Here is a 15,056-nt window from a genome sequence, read left to right as displayed (position 1 = left end):
ATGTCGGAAAAAATTTTCCGACAAGTTTTTTAATCTTTTAAATTTGGCAAAAAATATTTTTGAATTTTAGTTGCCAAAGTGCCATTTTTGCCAAATGCTTCTTTAGCGTCAATTTTGTAAAGCTCGCAAAGTTCAAGCATTGCATTATTAAAATCTTGCCTAGCTTTTGCTGGATTTCTGTCTTTGTAAAAAGCCTCATACTCATTTATGATATATTGGTAGCGGTCATAGCTTTCCTTCTCCAGCTCCTCGAGTGAAAGACAAAGCTCAGAGCTAACCTTATATGTTAAAGCTGTTTTTAATAAACTAAACCCCTTTTTAAGATTTTCTAATTGTATAAATTCAAATCTTTCAGAAGTATCCTTTACTGCCAAAAGTCTAACTACAAAATTCTCAAAATCAATAAAAAGCTTATATTTTGTATATTCATATTTTGCGATTTTTAAGAAAGGGACGAAATCACTTAAAAATATTTCGCCCTCCTCGTTGCCTAGTAAAATATACTCAAGGAAAGTTCTTATTTCCGCTTTTGCAGCCACAATATTCTTATTGTCTGATTTGTAAGTGCAAAATGTTATCATTTCTTTTAATAGGTGCCTTATTTTCTCGTTTTGCTCCGCTTCTTTTTCGTTTTGCTTATCTATTCTTTTATCTATGTCTTGAGCCATTTTCTACCTTTCTTTAAATTTATTTTCTTTCACATTTCTAACTGGCTTAAAATAAACCCGCTCCACCACTCTAAAAGCCTGCTTAGCTCGTTTAGTCGCTCGCTTCGTGAATAAACCGCCTTTACTTCGTTGCGTTCGGCGTGGTCGAGGGCTTTTTCAATAGTCTGCTCGCTGGCTTGGTGCTCGCTTGCGTGGTCGCTGGCTATGCTTGAAAAGCTCGAGCGAAAAGAGTGAGCCGTCTGTTTCCTGCCCCTGCTCTCATCGCCAAAGCCTAGGCGGATAAGTGCGTTATTTAGGCTCTCGCCCTTGATGTGGGCTTGCCCTTGCTGGCTGGAGAAAATAAATTCATTCTTGCTATGTAATTTTTGAGCCTGCAAAATCGCCACTACCTCAGCCGAAAGCGGGAGCTTAAAATCATCTTTTAAAGCACTTTTAGCCATTCGCCCGCCTTTCATATTCTCGCGCGGGACGCTTAAAATACGGCGGTCAAAGTCGACGTAGTCCCATTTTAGGCTTATTAGGCTTGTGTTGCGTAGTGGCAAGTGCAAAATGAGCTTTAGGGCGTTTTTAACGCTTGCATTTGTGGGGCGGTGTGCGTAGATAGCCCTGCAAAGCTCGCTAAAAGTCGTCTCGTCCGTGATAGCTGGCAGGGGCTTTGAGATGTGAGCTTTTAAAAACACTCTCTTATCAAAGTCGGCGATGATGTTATGCTCGGTGTAGTCTTTGGTGCAGGCGTAGCGGTAAAGGCTGTTTAGGTCTTGGTGTAGGCGGTTTGCACTATCGTTATTTAGCTCGCTGGCGACTAGCTCGAGATGTCTTATGATGTCGGCTTTTTTAATCTCGCTAATGGGACGCTCTTTAAATTCATTAAGTAGCCACCCTGCACGCCTAAGCCTGCGGTGTTTAGTAACTGCTTCTCCGCCTTGATACTCGCTCCACTCGTTAAATACCCTGCCTAGCGTGCTAAGCTCTTTTAACTGCTCGGCTTTTTCTTGCTCTTTTGCGTGCTCTCTTGGGTCTATGCCGTTATTTAATAAATTCACCGCTTCATCTCGCTTTTTTCTAGCGTCGGCTATGCTTAAGGCTGGGTAGCGTCCTAGGGTTAATTTGGCTCGCTTGCCCTGCGGAGTTAGAAAAACAAAAAGCCACCGCTTAAGCCCTGTCGGTCTTATTTCAATGTAAAGTCTGTCGCTGTCGTTGATTTTGTATTCTTTGGCTTGCGGTTTTGCCTTGTCTATTTGTAGAGCCGTTAGCATTCCTGCCCCCTTGCTTTAATTTCATAGTCTAGCTTGCTAATTTTTTCTAGTGCTGGGCTTGCTTTTGCTAATAGCTCGCTTGCGTGATTTAGCGTGCTGGCAAGTTTTTTAAGCGCACTTCTTTCGTCCTTGCTGATATTAATCTCACTAATAAATTTAAAAGCTTCGTTTATGGCGTGTTCTTTTTGCTTTAGTGTGGCGTAGTCTTTTAATAGCTCTGATGTAAGCACGTTTTTATTTTTGTGTAACGACGGATAATTTTCCTGTAGCCACGCTTCTTTTTTGCCGTCCGCTTTCAATGCTTTGTGATACTCTCTTGGGTCTATGCTCTGATTTAGTAGCGTGCTGGCGTGGTCCCGTAGCTTTCTCGCTCCTGCTATGCCTAGGGCTGGATAGCGTCCTAGGGTTAATTTGGCTCGCTTGCCGTTTGGTGCGGTGTAGATAAAAAGCCAACTCTTTGTCCCATTTGGTCTTACAAGTAAAAATAGGCGGTTCCCATCGCCTAAAGTGTATTCTTTTTCTTGCGGTTTTGCTTTTCTTGCCTTTAAATCAGTTAGCATTGCATTCCCCTTTAATATTTCCCTGTAACCACAAATAGCTATTTTTGAGCCCATTTATGGCTATGTTGTAGCCATATTGTGACTATTTGTAATTATTTGTGAGCCCACAGAGTGCTTAAGTTTAGTAAAAATAGGCTCGTGGTCTAACTTATGGGCTCACGATTTGGCTGTTTCCCTGCTGTTATTTTAGCCTAAATGAAACACTAAAGCAAGATTAAGGGGGTAAAAATAAGGCGTCTGATGAGGTCTAAAAGTGCCTAAAATACGGGTTTGAGAGATGATTTTAATAGTTTTTAATTTGGCTTGAAACAGTCTGAAACAGTGGCTTAAGTTTGGGGAAAAATAGGGGTATGGCGGACAGGGAGGGATTTGAACCCTCGAGCCCCGATTAAGAGCTGCACCCTTAGCAGGGGTGTGGTTTCAGCCGCTCACCCACCTGTCCGTAAGTTTTTGAAATTAGGATTATACGCAAAATAATATAATTTTTAGCTTAAATTTTAAATTCATATATGCTTTTTTTGAAATTTAAAGTTAGTTGGGTTAAAACCCAGCCCAGCCAAAACCAAAATCAAGCCCCAGCTATCCTAAAAGCCTGCCTTAAATCAAGTCCAGCCTCATAGTACGCCTTGCCGACAATCACTCCTCCCACGTACTCAAGCTCAGCAAGAGTGCGTATGTCATCTAGTGAGCTTACGCCTCCGCTTGCGATGGTCTCAAGTCCGCTAGAGAGTGCTACCTGCCTTACAAGTTCCGTGTTTACACCCTTTAGCATGCCGTCTTTTTCGATGTCTGTGGTGATTATGGCTCTTACGCCGCTTGTGTTAAATTCCTTTGCTAGCACATCAGCTCTTACATTGCTAGTCTGCGCCCAGCCCTCAGTAGCGACCATTCCGCCTCTTGCGTCGATGCCGACTACGACTGGATATTTTGGTGCAACTTCCTTGACAAAGCTAGGATTTTTAAGCGCAATTGAGCCTAAAATCACTCTGCTTGCACCTATGTCAAGATAGCGTTTTATGCGCTCCTCATCACGTATTCCGCCACCTATTTGCACTTTTAAATTTGTTGCTTTTATGATTTTCTCAATAGTTTTAAAATTTACAAGCTCTGCGGCAAACGCTCCATCAAGGTCTACAACGTGCAGCCACTGTGCTCCAAAATCAGCAAATACCTTTGCAAGCTCGGCTGGCTCGCGGCTGTAAATTTTTGCGCTACTCATTTCGCCCTTGCTTAGCCTTACGGCGCAGCCTTCTTTTAGATCTATGGCTGGATAAATTTGCATTACATTTCCTTGAAATTTTTTAGTATTTTTAGCCCTGCGTTAGCGCTTTTTTCTGGGTGCGGCTGAAAGCCCCAGACCCTATTAGCCCCAGCGGCTGCGATAAATTTATAGCCATACTCGCAAACTCCAAGGGCTAAATCATCATCGCAGATTGCGTGAAAGCTATGCACGAAGTAAAAATATTCACTCGGCTTTAACCCCTTTGTTAGGCTATTTTGTTTAGTAAAGTTTATCTCATTCCAGCCCATGTGGGGGATTTTTAGCGAGGATTTGAATTTATTTTTATTAAAGCTTACGACCTCGCCTTTAAGCAGCCCAAGCCCTTCGTGCGAGCCAAACTCATACCCTCTCTCAAAAAGTATCTGAAATCCAAGACAAATTCCAAGAAGTGCCCCACCACGCGCCACATACTCGTGCAAGGCGTAATCTAGTTCGCGCTCTTTTAGCTTTGTTATTGCCTCACCAAACGCCCCGACCCCAGGCAGTATTGCGTGCGTAAATCCGCCGGCTAAAAGCTCGTCTTTACTGGAGATTAGCCTACTATCAGCCCCTATTGCTAGCAAGGCGTTTTGTACGCTTTTAATATTGCCTGCGCCGTAGTTTATAATGGCTATCATTTTGTCTCCTTTTTTCGTCTGTTTGCGGCAAAGAGATAAAGCGAGAGTGAGACCATCAAAAGTGAAACGCCACCTATTAAATAAATAGCGTTTACAATTTGTTCTGGTGCGGTGATAGCAAATTTAAATACGAGCATGAGCGCCTCAATTGCAAGGGCTATGATGATTGAGCCTATAAAGCGCACCATGGTTTTATAAGCTAGCGTGTCGTTGTTGTGATTTTCCCCTATGACTTCCTCTTCAAAAATTGTCTTTACTAGATCAAAAATCGCCAAAGCAAGTGTGAGGATTATGGTGGATGAGAAAATTTCCTCTATATTTATATGCCTAAAATCCCGCTGTAAAAAGCTCTCCACTCCGCGATAAAATAGCACCGCACATATCATCAAAAGCGCAGCGCAAAATAGTGCATAAATTCCCTTTAGCGTCTTGTCAAAGCAGCCTTCAAGCCAGCCACTACCAGCGATTTTTAGGATATTTGAGAGGCTTATATCCATGCAAGCGACAAATTTAAGCACGCCCTTATCATCATAAACTGGCATGCTAGCCGTAACGCAAAGCTCGCCATTTATGCTTGATGGGTAGGGGTCTGTGATGATGGCGTGCTGCTCTCTAACTGCGCGGTAGTAGTAGGCGCGGTTACTCCTGTCTTTTCCAGCCTGTGTGTTTAGCTCGCCACTAACGCATATCGCATCCCCTAACTGCACCCCACACGCATCAAGCAGATAAAACGCCTCAAATCCGTCAACTTCGTGAGCGATTTTGTCAAATCCCTCTCGTAAAATGCTCTCATTTACTCCTGGCAGATGATTTGGTAGATTGCGCTCAAAAAGATAGCTGACGTAGGCTCTTAGCTTGTAGCGCGCTTGCTTAAAGCGTTCGATCTCTTTGATTATCACTTATATCCTTAAATTTATAATGTAAGCTTGATTTTAGCCTTTTTTGCGTAAAAAAACGATAAATTTAAGTAAATTTTGATAAAATCACTCACAAAAATATCAAGGACAAAATATGAGAAAAATAGCGCTAATAGGACTTGGTTATGTTGGGCTTCCTCTAGGAGTGGCTTTAAGCGCAAAGCACGAAGTTATCGGATTTGATATAAATAAATCTCGCATAGATGAGCTAAATGAGGGCTTTGACCGTACGCTTGAGGTTGATAGTGATTTGCTAAATGAAGCTAAGCGCAATGGGCTAAGATTTAGCTCTGATGCGGCAAGTATTGCTGATTGCGATTTTTATATAGTTACCGTCCCAACCCCAGTTGATAGCGCAAATCAACCAGACCTACGTCCGGTCATAGGGGCGACAAAAACAGTAGCTAGCGTACTAAAGCGCGGCGATATAGTGGTGTATGAAAGCACCGTTTATCCAGGGGTTACGCAGGAGGTTTGCGTGCCTATTTTAGAGGAGATTAGCGGACTTAAGTTTAATCAAGATTTTGAGTGCGGATACAGCCCAGAGCGGATAAATCCAGGCGACAAAGAGCATACAGTCACTAAAATCAGAAAAATAGTCTCCGCTAGCTCCGAGGCTGCGCTTGATATAGTTGACAGCGTCTATTCTAGCGTCATAACCGCTGGCACATACCGTGCACAAAGCATAAAAGTGGCTGAGGCTGCAAAGGTGATAGAAAATACTCAGCGCGATATAAATATCGCCTTTGTAAACGAGCTTGCAATGCTCTTTAATCGCCTAGACATCGATACAAACGCAGTGCTTGACGCAGCTAGTACGAAGTGGAATTTTTTAAACTTCCGCCCTGGGCTTGTGGGCGGACACTGCATAGGCGTGGATCCGTACTACCTCACGCACAAGGCTACGCAGGTGGGCTATCATCCTGAGATCATTCTAGCTGGCAGGCGTATAAATGACGAAATGGGGCGCTACGTCGCTTCAAGCGTGGTAAAAATGATGATAAAACATGGCGTGCAGATAAAGGGCGCGAGGGTGCTTGTGTGTGGAATTACGTTTAAGGAAAACTGCCCAGACATACGCAACTCACGAGTAATTGACGTAGTGCGTGAGCTAGGGGAGTTTGGCTGCTGTGTGTCGGTGTGTGATCCGTGGGCGAGCGAGGCTGAGGTGGAGCATGAGTATGGCATAAGTATACTTAAATTTAATGAGGTTAAATTTAAAGATTATGACTGCGTTGTGCTAGCTGTGGCGCATAATGAATTTAAAAATTTAGAGCTTAATGGTTGTCTCGTGTATGATATAAAAAATATCTACAAAAACGCTGAGGGTAGGCTTTAGTCGTCGGTAATTTGTGCGGCTTTAATCTGCATTTTAATTTTTCAAATTTAAAAAGCTGTTTTAAAAACTTAGATATAATCACAGGTTAAATTTAAATTTGGATAAAACATGAACGATACTATAAGAATAACAGGCGCAAAAGAGCATAATCTAAAAAATATAAGCCTAGAAATTCCAAAAAACAAGCTTGTGGTTTTTACAGGTCTTTCAGGTAGTGGCAAGAGCACACTTGCTTTTGATACACTTTATGCTGAGGGGCAGCGACGATATATCGAGAGCCTTTCAAGCTATGCAAGGCAGTTTCTTGACCGTGTGGGAAAGCCTGATGTGGATAAAATCGAGGGGCTAACTCCAGCTATTGCGATAGATCAAAAAACAACGAGCAAAAACCCGCGCTCAACTGTGGGGACTATCACTGAGATTTATGATTATTTAAGGCTGCTTTATGCTAGGGTGGGTGTACAGCACTGCCATAAATGCGGCAAGCCTATCAGCAAAATGAGCTCAAGCGATATAATAAATGAAATCGCAAAATTAAAAGAGGGTGCAAAAATAAATATCCTAGCTCCGCTTGTACGTGAGAAAAAGGGTAGCTTTGAGGGGCTTATAGAAAGCCTGCGCCAAAAGGGCTACGTCAGAGCGCTAATAGACGGCGTAATTGTGCGTCTTGATGATGAGATAGAGCTGGCAAAAACTAAAAAACACACCATAAAATTATTAATTGATCGTATAAGTATAAATGACGAGAATAAAACCCGTCTAGCAAGCGATGTGGAAAAAGCCCTAAAAGAGAGCTATGGCGAGGTGGAAATAGACGTACTAAATGCCGATGAGCTGGGGCTTGAGCAGGCTCACATACACTACAGCGAGCATATGGCGTGCTTTGATTGTAAAATTTCATTCACTCCGCTTGAGCCGCTTAGCTTTAGCTTTAATAGCCCAAAGGGAGCCTGCCCAAACTGCGATGGGTTGGGCATTCGCTACACCATAGACCTGGCTAAAATCATCGACGAAAGTAAGAGCATAGAGCAGGGTGCTGTAAGGATAATGCATGGGTACAACATGAGCTACTATGCTAAATTTCTAGCTGCTTTTTGCGAGCAAAACGGCGTGCGGACAAATGTTGCTTACGATGAGTTAAGTGATGATGAGCGTAGGCTGGTGCTGTATGGAAGTGCAAAGGAGGTAGAGTTTTACTGGAAAAGACACCTTTTAAGCCGTAAATTTGAGGGCGTAATGAAGATGGCTTATGATATTTTAAAAAACGAAAAAGACCTAAGCGAATATATGAGTGAAAAAGTCTGCTCTGAGTGCGGTGGCAAGCGTCTGCGCCCCGAAAGTCTGGCTGTGCGAGTGGCTGGGCGAGGGATAGGGGATATACTTGATCTTAGCATAGAAGATTGTGTTAAATTTTTTAGCGATGCTGGCAATTTTAGCTATTTAAGTGAGCAAAACTCCATGATAGCCGCACCTATTTTAAAAGAGATTAACGAGAGGCTTTATTTTCTTTTTGATGTGGGGCTTGGCTATCTCTCACTGGGACGCGACGCACGCACGATAAGTGGTGGTGAGGCTCAGCGTATCCGCATCGCAAGCCAGATAGGAAGTGGACTAAGTGGCGTGATGTACGTGCTTGATGAGCCTAGTATCGGACTTCACGAAAGAGACACTGTAAAGCTTATAAGAACGCTTAAAAATTTACAGCAAAAAGGCAACTCCGTAATCGTCGTAGAGCATGATAAAAAGACTATTGAGGCGAGCGATTTTATCGTCGATATAGGTGATGGCGCTGGGGTAAATGGCGGACGAGTGATATTTAGTGGTAGCTATGATGAGCTTTTAAAGGCTCACACCGCAACTGCGCAGTATCTAAACGGTGAGCGTGAGATAAACTACCAGAAAAATCGCAAGCAAGAGCAGTGGCTAAGCCTAAGTGGGGTAAGCATAAATAATATACAAAATCTAAGTGTTAAATTCCCATTACGAAATCTCGTAGGCATTACAGGTGTTAGTGGCAGTGGTAAAAGCTCGCTGATACTTCAAACGCTACTGCCAAATGCGCTTGAAGCGCTAAATCACGCCAAAAAGGTAAAAAAGGTAAAAGGCGTGCAGCTAGATGGGCTTGATCAGTGCGATAAGGTAATCTACCTAGATCAAAGCCCCATAGGGCGCACCCCACGCTCAAATCCAGCCACATACACGGGTGTAATGGATGATATACGCTCTATCTTTGCTGAGACAAAGGAGGCAAAGCTGCGTGGGTATAAGATAGGGCGGTTTAGCTTTAACGTGCGTGGTGGGCGTTGTGAGAAGTGCCAGGGCGAGGGTGAGCTAAAGATAGAGATGCACTTTCTGCCCGATATAAATGTCATCTGTGACGCATGTGCTGGCAAGCGGTATAATCCCCAGACGCTTGAAATTTTATACAAGGGCAAAAATATAAGCGACGTGCTAAATATGAGTATAGACGAGGCGCTTGAGTTTTTTGCAGCGGTGCCAAAGATAAAACAAAAGCTAAAGACGCTATCTGATGTGGGGCTAGGATATATCACGCTGGGGCAAAACGCTACGACGCTTAGTGGAGGCGAGGCGCAGCGTGTAAAGCTAGCCAAAGAGCTAAGTAGGAGTGATACTGGAAAGACGCTATATGTACTCGATGAGCCGACGACTGGACTTCACTTTGCCGATGTGGATAGGCTAGTAAGGGTACTGCATCACCTAGTGGAGCTTGGCAACTCGGTGCTGGTGATTGAGCATAATTTGGACGTGATAAAAAACTGCGACTACCTAATCGACATGGGGCCAGAGGGCGGTGCAAAGGGCGGCAAGGTAATAGCTAAAGGTAGCGTAGCAAAGGTTGCTCGTGAGTGGGAAAAAACTGGCAGCTACACAGGCAAATACCTAGCGCAGGAGCTTGGGATAGGGTGAGATTTAATTAAATTTTTATATAGATATAATATACTAATTTGATAATTATTATTAAGGATTGGTATATGGATAATTTATTGAGTAAAATTTATGATTTAGATAAAAATATATGCAAAAATATTGATAAAAGTTCTAATGAAAGAGGCTTTTTAGCCCAAAACATACTGGGTAATCTAAGAACATTCGTAGAATATGTAAGCTTATATATCTGTGCAAAAGAACAGAAATTAGGTGCTGAAATAAAATATTATAATATAAAATGTGCACCAAGTAAGATAAAAAATTTAAAAAAAGAGTTTAGGTTTTTAAGCGACTTTCATCATTATTTGCAAATTGTTACATCCCATTATATACAAACGGAAGATAATTCCCAAAGGTTAATGCTTAAATATTATTCTTATTTAGTAAGATTAAAAAATATTTTTTCAGAAAAATATAATATAAAAATACTACATAATTTAAATTTATTTCCATTAGACTTAGATCCTAAGTTTACTGAGTATTATGAAAAAATATTTGATAGATTGAATAATTTTAGGCTTATTCCAGAGAGTAGGAGGGATAGATTTTATATACACAAAGTAAAGCCTATTGTGCTCAATGATGTTTTATTTTATGAGATATCTTTGAGTATAGCTACAGACAATGCTAGCAAATTTGATAGAATAATAGCATTTAGCAAAGAAGAGCCGCCTAGAAACTATTCTATTTCTGCAAGCATATTAAAAGATGGTGTTTCTATTTTAAATAAGACTATGCCAATAAATATAATATACAATATGGAAGTATCTATAAGATATTGTGAATATAAAAATTTTGCCTATATTTTTTCAAATTCAAAAAATATAGGCAAAACAGAGTGTGAAAGAATCTCTAAATATATATCTAATACGGGCAGCAATCTCCTTGATATTGTTCTTATGAATGATGATGAGTATTTGAGATTTAAAAATCATATTGATGATAAGAAAATTGCTATTACTTTTTTAAATATTTTAGACAAATGTAGAGATATTGTTTTAAAGAAGAAATCTAGCGCAAATATAATTAGGTATTTGCTTTTTACTATGAAAAATAAAGTAATAAAAAATCAGTGGCAATCACAAGAAAATAATTTGATAAACAATCTTTACCTTACAAACGGTGTTATTCCGTTTGATCAAATGCCGTTTGCTACATCGCTTATTAAGCATAATCCAAAATTAAAAGATTTATTAAAATGTATAGATTATGAAAACAGAAGGTGTGAATTTTTAGCAAGAAAGATATTAAATAATGCAGAAATAAATAAGCAGCTTTATACAGACGTCCAAGAAGCCAAAGATACACTAGGTGCGCAAGATATTGAAAAATTAATTAAAGAATTTAATAGCAAATTATATAAAACACATAAAAATAGAGAGCTTTGCATCCGTAATAATAAAATTTTTATAAAAGGATACGAAGATAATATAGTAGATGTTATTAATACAATAAAAAAATTTTGTACTAATGGTGTTATGGGGTATGTTGATTTGGCAAAGAGGTGGCTTGATGAAAATGATATAGATGATAGCTATAAAAAGGAAACATTGCAAAATATTTTTACAAAATCAAGAGTTGCTTTTGTGTGTGGAGCGGCTGGAACTGGCAAATCTACGCTATTAAGATATATATCTGAGATATTTTTTGATAAAGATAAAATTTATTTAGCTCAGACAAATCCAGCGGTGGAAAATTTAAAGACAAAAGTATCAGGGAATAATAAAAATACAAAGACTATTTCTAAGTTTTTAGACAAAAAGAACCAAGAAATAGAGTGTGATATATTATTTATAGATGAGTGCAGTACTGTTAGCAACGAAGATATGGTTAAAATTTTAAAAAAGGCTAAATTTAATCTTTTGATTTTATCTGGCGATACATATCAAATAGAAGCTATAAAATATGGAAACTGGTTTGATGTGCTTAGGTATTTTCTGCCAAAACACTGTATTTATGAGCTAAAAAATCCTTACAGAAGCGATGATAAAAACTTGCTTGATTTTTGGAGCAATGTAAGGGATAATAAATGTATAGCTGAACTTATGGCAACGTATAATTACGTTTTTGAGCTAGGAGATGATATTTTTAATAAAGATTTTGATGATGAGATAGTCCTTTGTTTAAATTACGATGGGTTATACGGAGTAAATAATATTAATCATTTTTTACAAAGTGCGAACAAATCTAATACTGTAGCTTGGGGTATTTGGATTTTTAAGGAAAATGATCCAGTGGTGTTTAATGAAAATAATATTTTCTCAACAGTGCTTCATAATAATTTAAAAGGGGCTATTAAATTTATACAAGACAGAGAACACGAGGTATATTTTGAAGTTGAGGTGGATAAGATTATAGCAGATATAGGGCTTACTCAAGAGCTAAAATTAATATCTGTTTCAAATGGTAAAAGTATTGTTGGATTTAGCGTAAATAAAATAATAGACAGCGATAGCGACGATGCTATAAAAAGCGTTCCTTTTTCAATATCATATGCAGTTTCCATTCATAAATCTCAGGGTTTGGAGTATGATTCTGTAAAAATAGTAATTACCGATGAAGTGGGTGAGCAGATAACACACAACATTTTTTACACTGCAATTACTAGAGCAAAAAGAAAATTAAAAATATACTGTTCTGCAGAAACTCAAGAGAAAATGTTAAGTTCTTTTATGCTATCTAGCTCTAAAAAAGACGCTGATTTTATAAAGGGTATTGGTCTGGTTTAGATTTAAATTTGCTACATTTTAAAATGTAGCAAATTTAAATCACGCCTTTTTGACAAATTCAGACTTTAGTTCCCACGCACTGCCGTCGATTTTACAGGCTATGTTATGGTCTTTATCTTGCAGTTTTATGCTTTTTATTTTTGTGCCTTGTTTTAGCGTTGTGCCGCGCGATTTTAGATCTTTTATTAATACTACACTATCGCCGTCGGCTAACTGTGTACCATTTGCGTCTTTTACTATTAGTTCACTTTTTTCGCTATCGTCTTTCCACTCGTGTGCACACTCAGGGCATACGAAAAGCTCGCCGTCAAGGTAGGTGTACTCACTGTTGCATTTTGGGCATTTTGGATATGACATACTCTCTCCTTTAAAAATTTAAAGCCTTGATATTAGCGTTTAAATTTTAAAAAGTCAAATACTAGCTTAGGATTTATGAATTATAAATATAAATTTATTAATATTTATATTTAATTTTATATTTTAAGTAAAATACGGTATTTTTATCATATTTATTTGAATTTGATTATTTAAAAGCCTATTTTTAGTATATTAAATTTAAAAAATAATATTTAAAAATAGGCTTTTTTGCTTATTATTTTAATAATTTATTAATATAAAAAGTAATAAATTTATTTAAGTAAAACTACTCAAAGGAGGGCTTATGGAGTTTTTACAGATCATATTGTTTTTGCTCGCAGCGATAATAATATTTGTCATTCCGCGGGCAAGGGTGCTAGCCGTGCTGCTTGCGCTGGCAGGATGTGCGATACTTGTTGGGCTTGAGTTTTATGTAAATCTTTGGACGATAGTGCCTATTGGAAATTTATAAGGAGGCAGCGGTGAGTTACGAAAATATGGCAACGCAAGAGCTATTAGCAAGCGAAAGGCGGCTTTTAAATTTAATCTCAATCGCCGTTCTTGGGCTTATTATTTTGCCAGTTGGCATAGCCTGCGTGGTGCTTGGTTTTGGGCTTGGGGATAGTCCTTGCATTATGTGCTGGGCTGAGAGAATTACAATGATAGCCATAGCTTTGGTTGGACTTTTTATATTAAGGTACGGAATTAAAAAAATTTATTTAGTTTCACTTATGCTACTTGCCTGCTGGGGGCTGTTTAATGGCCTTTTGCATTACAGCATAGATGGGCTTTGGGGCGGATATTTAGACATCGGACAGGGCTTTGGACTAAAGATACTTGGCGCACACACTCAGTTTTGGGTTATGGTGGTGGATTTTTGCGTGCTTGTATTTTTGGCTCTGATTTTACTTTTTACGCCAAATTTAGGGCAGATGATGGCTAAAAGCGAAGCTGGCCAGTATGGACGCTACCTAGGGCTAAACCGCCTAAGCAAGTCCGCCTTTATAGCCTTTATCATAATAACCAGTCTAAATGCCCTGCAAGCCTACATCACATCTGGCTACCCGCCATTTCTAGCCAGCTCTACCCCTGCAAGAATGAGCCTAGATCCGCAAAAATGGTTTTGGGAACAAGACCACTGGCAAAGCGAAGCCGACTGGCGAGCTGATTGGAATCCAGATCTGCCAGATCTGCCAAAATAAGGAGCAAAAGAATGAAAAAAGCACTAACTCTAAGCCTGCTAGCCACGCTGGCATTTGGCTTTAGTTTTGATTTAAGCTATCAAAACGCCCCAATTTCACCCACTCTAAGTCTAGGTGCGCCACTTCAGACTTTGACGCTAAAGCTAGAAAATGATAATCCAATAACAGGGGCGGATTACGAGCCAGAAAGTGGCAAATGGACACTAAGCAGCCGCTACAATGAGCTTTATATCACTGATGATAAATTTATTAATTACGAATACCTAAAGCACGACCGCCATTTTATAATGGAGATGGAAGATAGCGTGGGGGCTAGCTGGGTAAAAACAGCCTCAAGCAACCAAAGCGAAGCGGCAATGATAAGTTATAATAAAACCTTCGTAAGCTACGAATACGCCCCAAATTTAAGCCCTGATGAGCAAAACGAGCAGTGGAAACATCTGCTTAGTGGCTATGATAAATTTAAGCTAAGCGATATGGCAAACAAGGGCAGGTTTTCTACCATTAGGGCAAAGCAGCAGTATATTTTAGGCTGGGACTATGAGCCAAAATCTAATAAATTTATTATAGCAAGCGTGCCGGATAATCTCAAACCAAGCTGGTCTATAGCCGAGTTTGACGGCGATGATAAGCTCCCGCTAGCCGAATACATCCCAGCACTTAGCCAGGGGCTAAGCCTAAAAGATGGCAAGGGGATTAATAGCTACTATATAACCGGCATTGACGCCAGCAAAGACGCTATTTATCTGCTAAGCAAAAACTACTCAAGCGTCCTAGTCTTAAACCCAGACACGCACAAAATCGATGCCGCATACGGCTTTAGCGGGGTGGCAAACCCTCAGGCAATCGCCCTAAAAGATGAGAAAATTTATATATTCTCAAGAGAGGGTGATGAAAATAGGGTCTTTGTCTTTGCTGCGCCAAAGCTTGAGCCAAAAAAGCCGGATTGTCCGGTGGTAAGTGTTGAGGTCGTGCAGACTGAGCCGGTCTTGGATGAGCCAGCCAAGCCAGCCACAAGCGAGCCGGCATTAGATAAATTAGATGAGCCAGCTCCTACAAAGGATCAAATTCTCTCCATTCCACAAAAGGCGGTGGAGTAAATTTAAAAGCCCCCATTCACAAATGGGGGAAGCCCAAAAAGAGCCCAAAAAAGGCAAAACAGATAATCCAATACAAAGGA

The 15,056-nt window shown here is 39.9% G+C and carries 13 protein-coding genes and 1 tRNA gene; 6 read left to right on the top strand and 8 right to left on the bottom strand.

Annotation, left to right across the window (positions count from 1 at the left end; genetic code table 11):
• Positions 1–29: 29 nt before the first annotated feature.
• The 7 genes from LBC_RS07280 to LBC_RS07250 form a co-directional block, all read right to left on the bottom strand.
• The gene (locus LBC_RS07280; RefSeq protein WP_221253779.1) at positions 30–668 is read right to left on the bottom strand and encodes a hypothetical protein; all 639 of its coding nucleotides are present in this window, start codon (positions 666–668) and stop codon (positions 30–32) included.
• A gap of 29 nt (positions 669–697) precedes the next feature.
• The gene (locus tag LBC_RS07275; protein WP_221253778.1) at positions 698–1,924 is read right to left on the bottom strand and encodes an integrase arm-type DNA-binding domain-containing protein; all 1,227 of its coding nucleotides are present in this window, start codon (positions 1,922–1,924) and stop codon (positions 698–700) included.
• Entirely contained in the window at positions 1,918–2,484 is a 567-nt protein-coding gene (locus LBC_RS07270; RefSeq protein WP_221253777.1) for an Arm DNA-binding domain-containing protein, read from the bottom strand. The genes LBC_RS07275 and LBC_RS07270 overlap by 7 nt, the downstream gene beginning before the upstream one ends.
• A gap of 351 nt (positions 2,485–2,835) precedes the next feature.
• Positions 2,836–2,926: transfer RNA gene (locus LBC_RS07265), tRNA-Ser, on the bottom strand.
• Positions 2,927–3,052: 126 nt separating this feature from the next.
• Complete coding sequence (gene hisA / locus LBC_RS07260) at positions 3,053–3,766, bottom strand: 1-(5-phosphoribosyl)-5-[(5-phosphoribosylamino)methylideneamino]imidazole-4-carboxamide isomerase (RefSeq protein WP_221253776.1); 714 nt, start codon at positions 3,764–3,766, stop codon at positions 3,053–3,055.
• Positions 3,766–4,383 carry an imidazole glycerol phosphate synthase subunit HisH gene (gene hisH / locus LBC_RS07255; protein ID WP_221253775.1) on the bottom strand — a complete coding sequence of 206 codons (618 nt, stop codon included), beginning with the start codon at positions 4,381–4,383 and terminating at the stop codon, positions 3,766–3,768. Before hisH ends, hisA begins: the two co-directional genes overlap by 1 nt.
• Positions 4,380–5,282 (bottom strand): PDC sensor domain-containing protein, encoded by a 903-nt coding sequence (locus tag LBC_RS07250; protein WP_221253774.1) that lies wholly within the window; start codon positions 5,280–5,282, stop codon positions 4,380–4,382. Before LBC_RS07250 ends, hisH begins: the two co-directional genes overlap by 4 nt.
• A gap of 112 nt (positions 5,283–5,394) precedes the next feature.
• Between LBC_RS07250 and LBC_RS07245 the strand changes: the two genes are divergently transcribed.
• From LBC_RS07245 to LBC_RS07235, 3 genes are all read left to right on the top strand, one after another.
• Positions 5,395–6,639 (top strand): nucleotide sugar dehydrogenase, encoded by a 1,245-nt coding sequence (locus tag LBC_RS07245; protein WP_221253773.1) that lies wholly within the window; start codon positions 5,395–5,397, stop codon positions 6,637–6,639.
• A gap of 108 nt (positions 6,640–6,747) precedes the next feature.
• Positions 6,748–9,567, top strand: coding sequence for an excinuclease ABC subunit UvrA (gene uvrA, locus LBC_RS07240; protein WP_221253772.1), 2,820 nt, complete (start codon positions 6,748–6,750; stop codon positions 9,565–9,567).
• Positions 9,568–9,632: 65 nt separating this feature from the next.
• Positions 9,633–12,317, top strand: coding sequence for an ATP-dependent RecD-like DNA helicase (locus LBC_RS07235; protein WP_221253771.1), 2,685 nt, complete (start codon positions 9,633–9,635; stop codon positions 12,315–12,317).
• Between the two features lie 39 nt (positions 12,318–12,356).
• Here LBC_RS07235 and LBC_RS07230 read toward each other — a convergent pair whose 3' ends face one another.
• The gene (locus LBC_RS07230) at positions 12,357–12,674 is read right to left on the bottom strand and encodes a zinc ribbon domain-containing protein YjdM (RefSeq protein ID WP_221253770.1); all 318 of its coding nucleotides are present in this window, start codon (positions 12,672–12,674) and stop codon (positions 12,357–12,359) included.
• A 304-nt stretch (positions 12,675–12,978) separates the two neighbouring features.
• Between LBC_RS07230 and LBC_RS07225 the strand changes: the two genes are divergently transcribed.
• Genes LBC_RS07225 through LBC_RS07215 form a run of 3 tightly spaced genes read left to right on the top strand, consistent with a single transcriptional unit; the run spans position 12,979 to position 14,976 of the window.
• Positions 12,979–13,146: a hypothetical protein gene (locus LBC_RS07225; protein WP_221253769.1), complete on the top strand. Its 168-nt coding sequence runs from the start codon at positions 12,979–12,981 to the stop codon at positions 13,144–13,146.
• A 10-nt stretch (positions 13,147–13,156) separates the two neighbouring features.
• Positions 13,157–13,876 carry a disulfide bond formation protein B gene (locus tag LBC_RS07220; protein ID WP_221253768.1) on the top strand — a complete coding sequence of 240 codons (720 nt, stop codon included), beginning with the start codon at positions 13,157–13,159 and terminating at the stop codon, positions 13,874–13,876.
• Between the two features lie 11 nt (positions 13,877–13,887).
• Positions 13,888–14,976 (top strand): hypothetical protein, encoded by a 1,089-nt coding sequence (locus LBC_RS07215; protein ID WP_221253767.1) that lies wholly within the window; start codon positions 13,888–13,890, stop codon positions 14,974–14,976.
• Positions 14,977–15,056: the final 80 nt, after the last annotated feature.

It is taken from the genome of Campylobacter sp. 19-13652 (assembly GCF_019702925.1).
GTDB lineage: Bacteria > Campylobacterota > Campylobacteria > Campylobacterales > Campylobacteraceae > Campylobacter_A.
This window is presented reverse-complemented; position numbering and strand designations above follow the sequence as displayed.

What these genes read in the sequence shown, in the direction of transcription:
- hisA (WP_221253776.1), bottom strand. Translation starts at nt 3,766, where the DNA reads ATGCAAATTTATCCAGCCATAGATCTAAAAGAAGGCTGCGCCGTAAGG.
- LBC_RS07275 (WP_221253778.1), bottom strand. Translation starts at nt 1,924, where the DNA reads ATGCTAACGGCTCTACAAATAGACAAGGCAAAACCGCAAGCCAAAGAA.
- uvrA (WP_221253772.1), top strand. Translation starts at nt 6,748, where the DNA reads ATGAACGATACTATAAGAATAACAGGCGCAAAAGAGCATAATCTAAAA.
- LBC_RS07280 (WP_221253779.1), bottom strand. Translation starts at nt 668, where the DNA reads ATGGCTCAAGACATAGATAAAAGAATAGATAAGCAAAACGAAAAAGAA.
- LBC_RS07230 (WP_221253770.1), bottom strand. Translation starts at nt 12,674, where the DNA reads ATGTCATATCCAAAATGCCCAAAATGCAACAGTGAGTACACCTACCTT.
- LBC_RS07235 (WP_221253771.1), top strand. Translation starts at nt 9,633, where the DNA reads ATGGATAATTTATTGAGTAAAATTTATGATTTAGATAAAAATATATGC.
- LBC_RS07270 (WP_221253777.1), bottom strand. Translation starts at nt 2,484, where the DNA reads ATGCTAACTGATTTAAAGGCAAGAAAAGCAAAACCGCAAGAAAAAGAA.
- LBC_RS07225 (WP_221253769.1), top strand. Translation starts at nt 12,979, where the DNA reads ATGGAGTTTTTACAGATCATATTGTTTTTGCTCGCAGCGATAATAATA.
- hisH (WP_221253775.1), bottom strand. Translation starts at nt 4,383, where the DNA reads ATGATAGCCATTATAAACTACGGCGCAGGCAATATTAAAAGCGTACAA.
- LBC_RS07245 (WP_221253773.1), top strand. Translation starts at nt 5,395, where the DNA reads ATGAGAAAAATAGCGCTAATAGGACTTGGTTATGTTGGGCTTCCTCTA.
- LBC_RS07215 (WP_221253767.1), top strand. Translation starts at nt 13,888, where the DNA reads ATGAAAAAAGCACTAACTCTAAGCCTGCTAGCCACGCTGGCATTTGGC.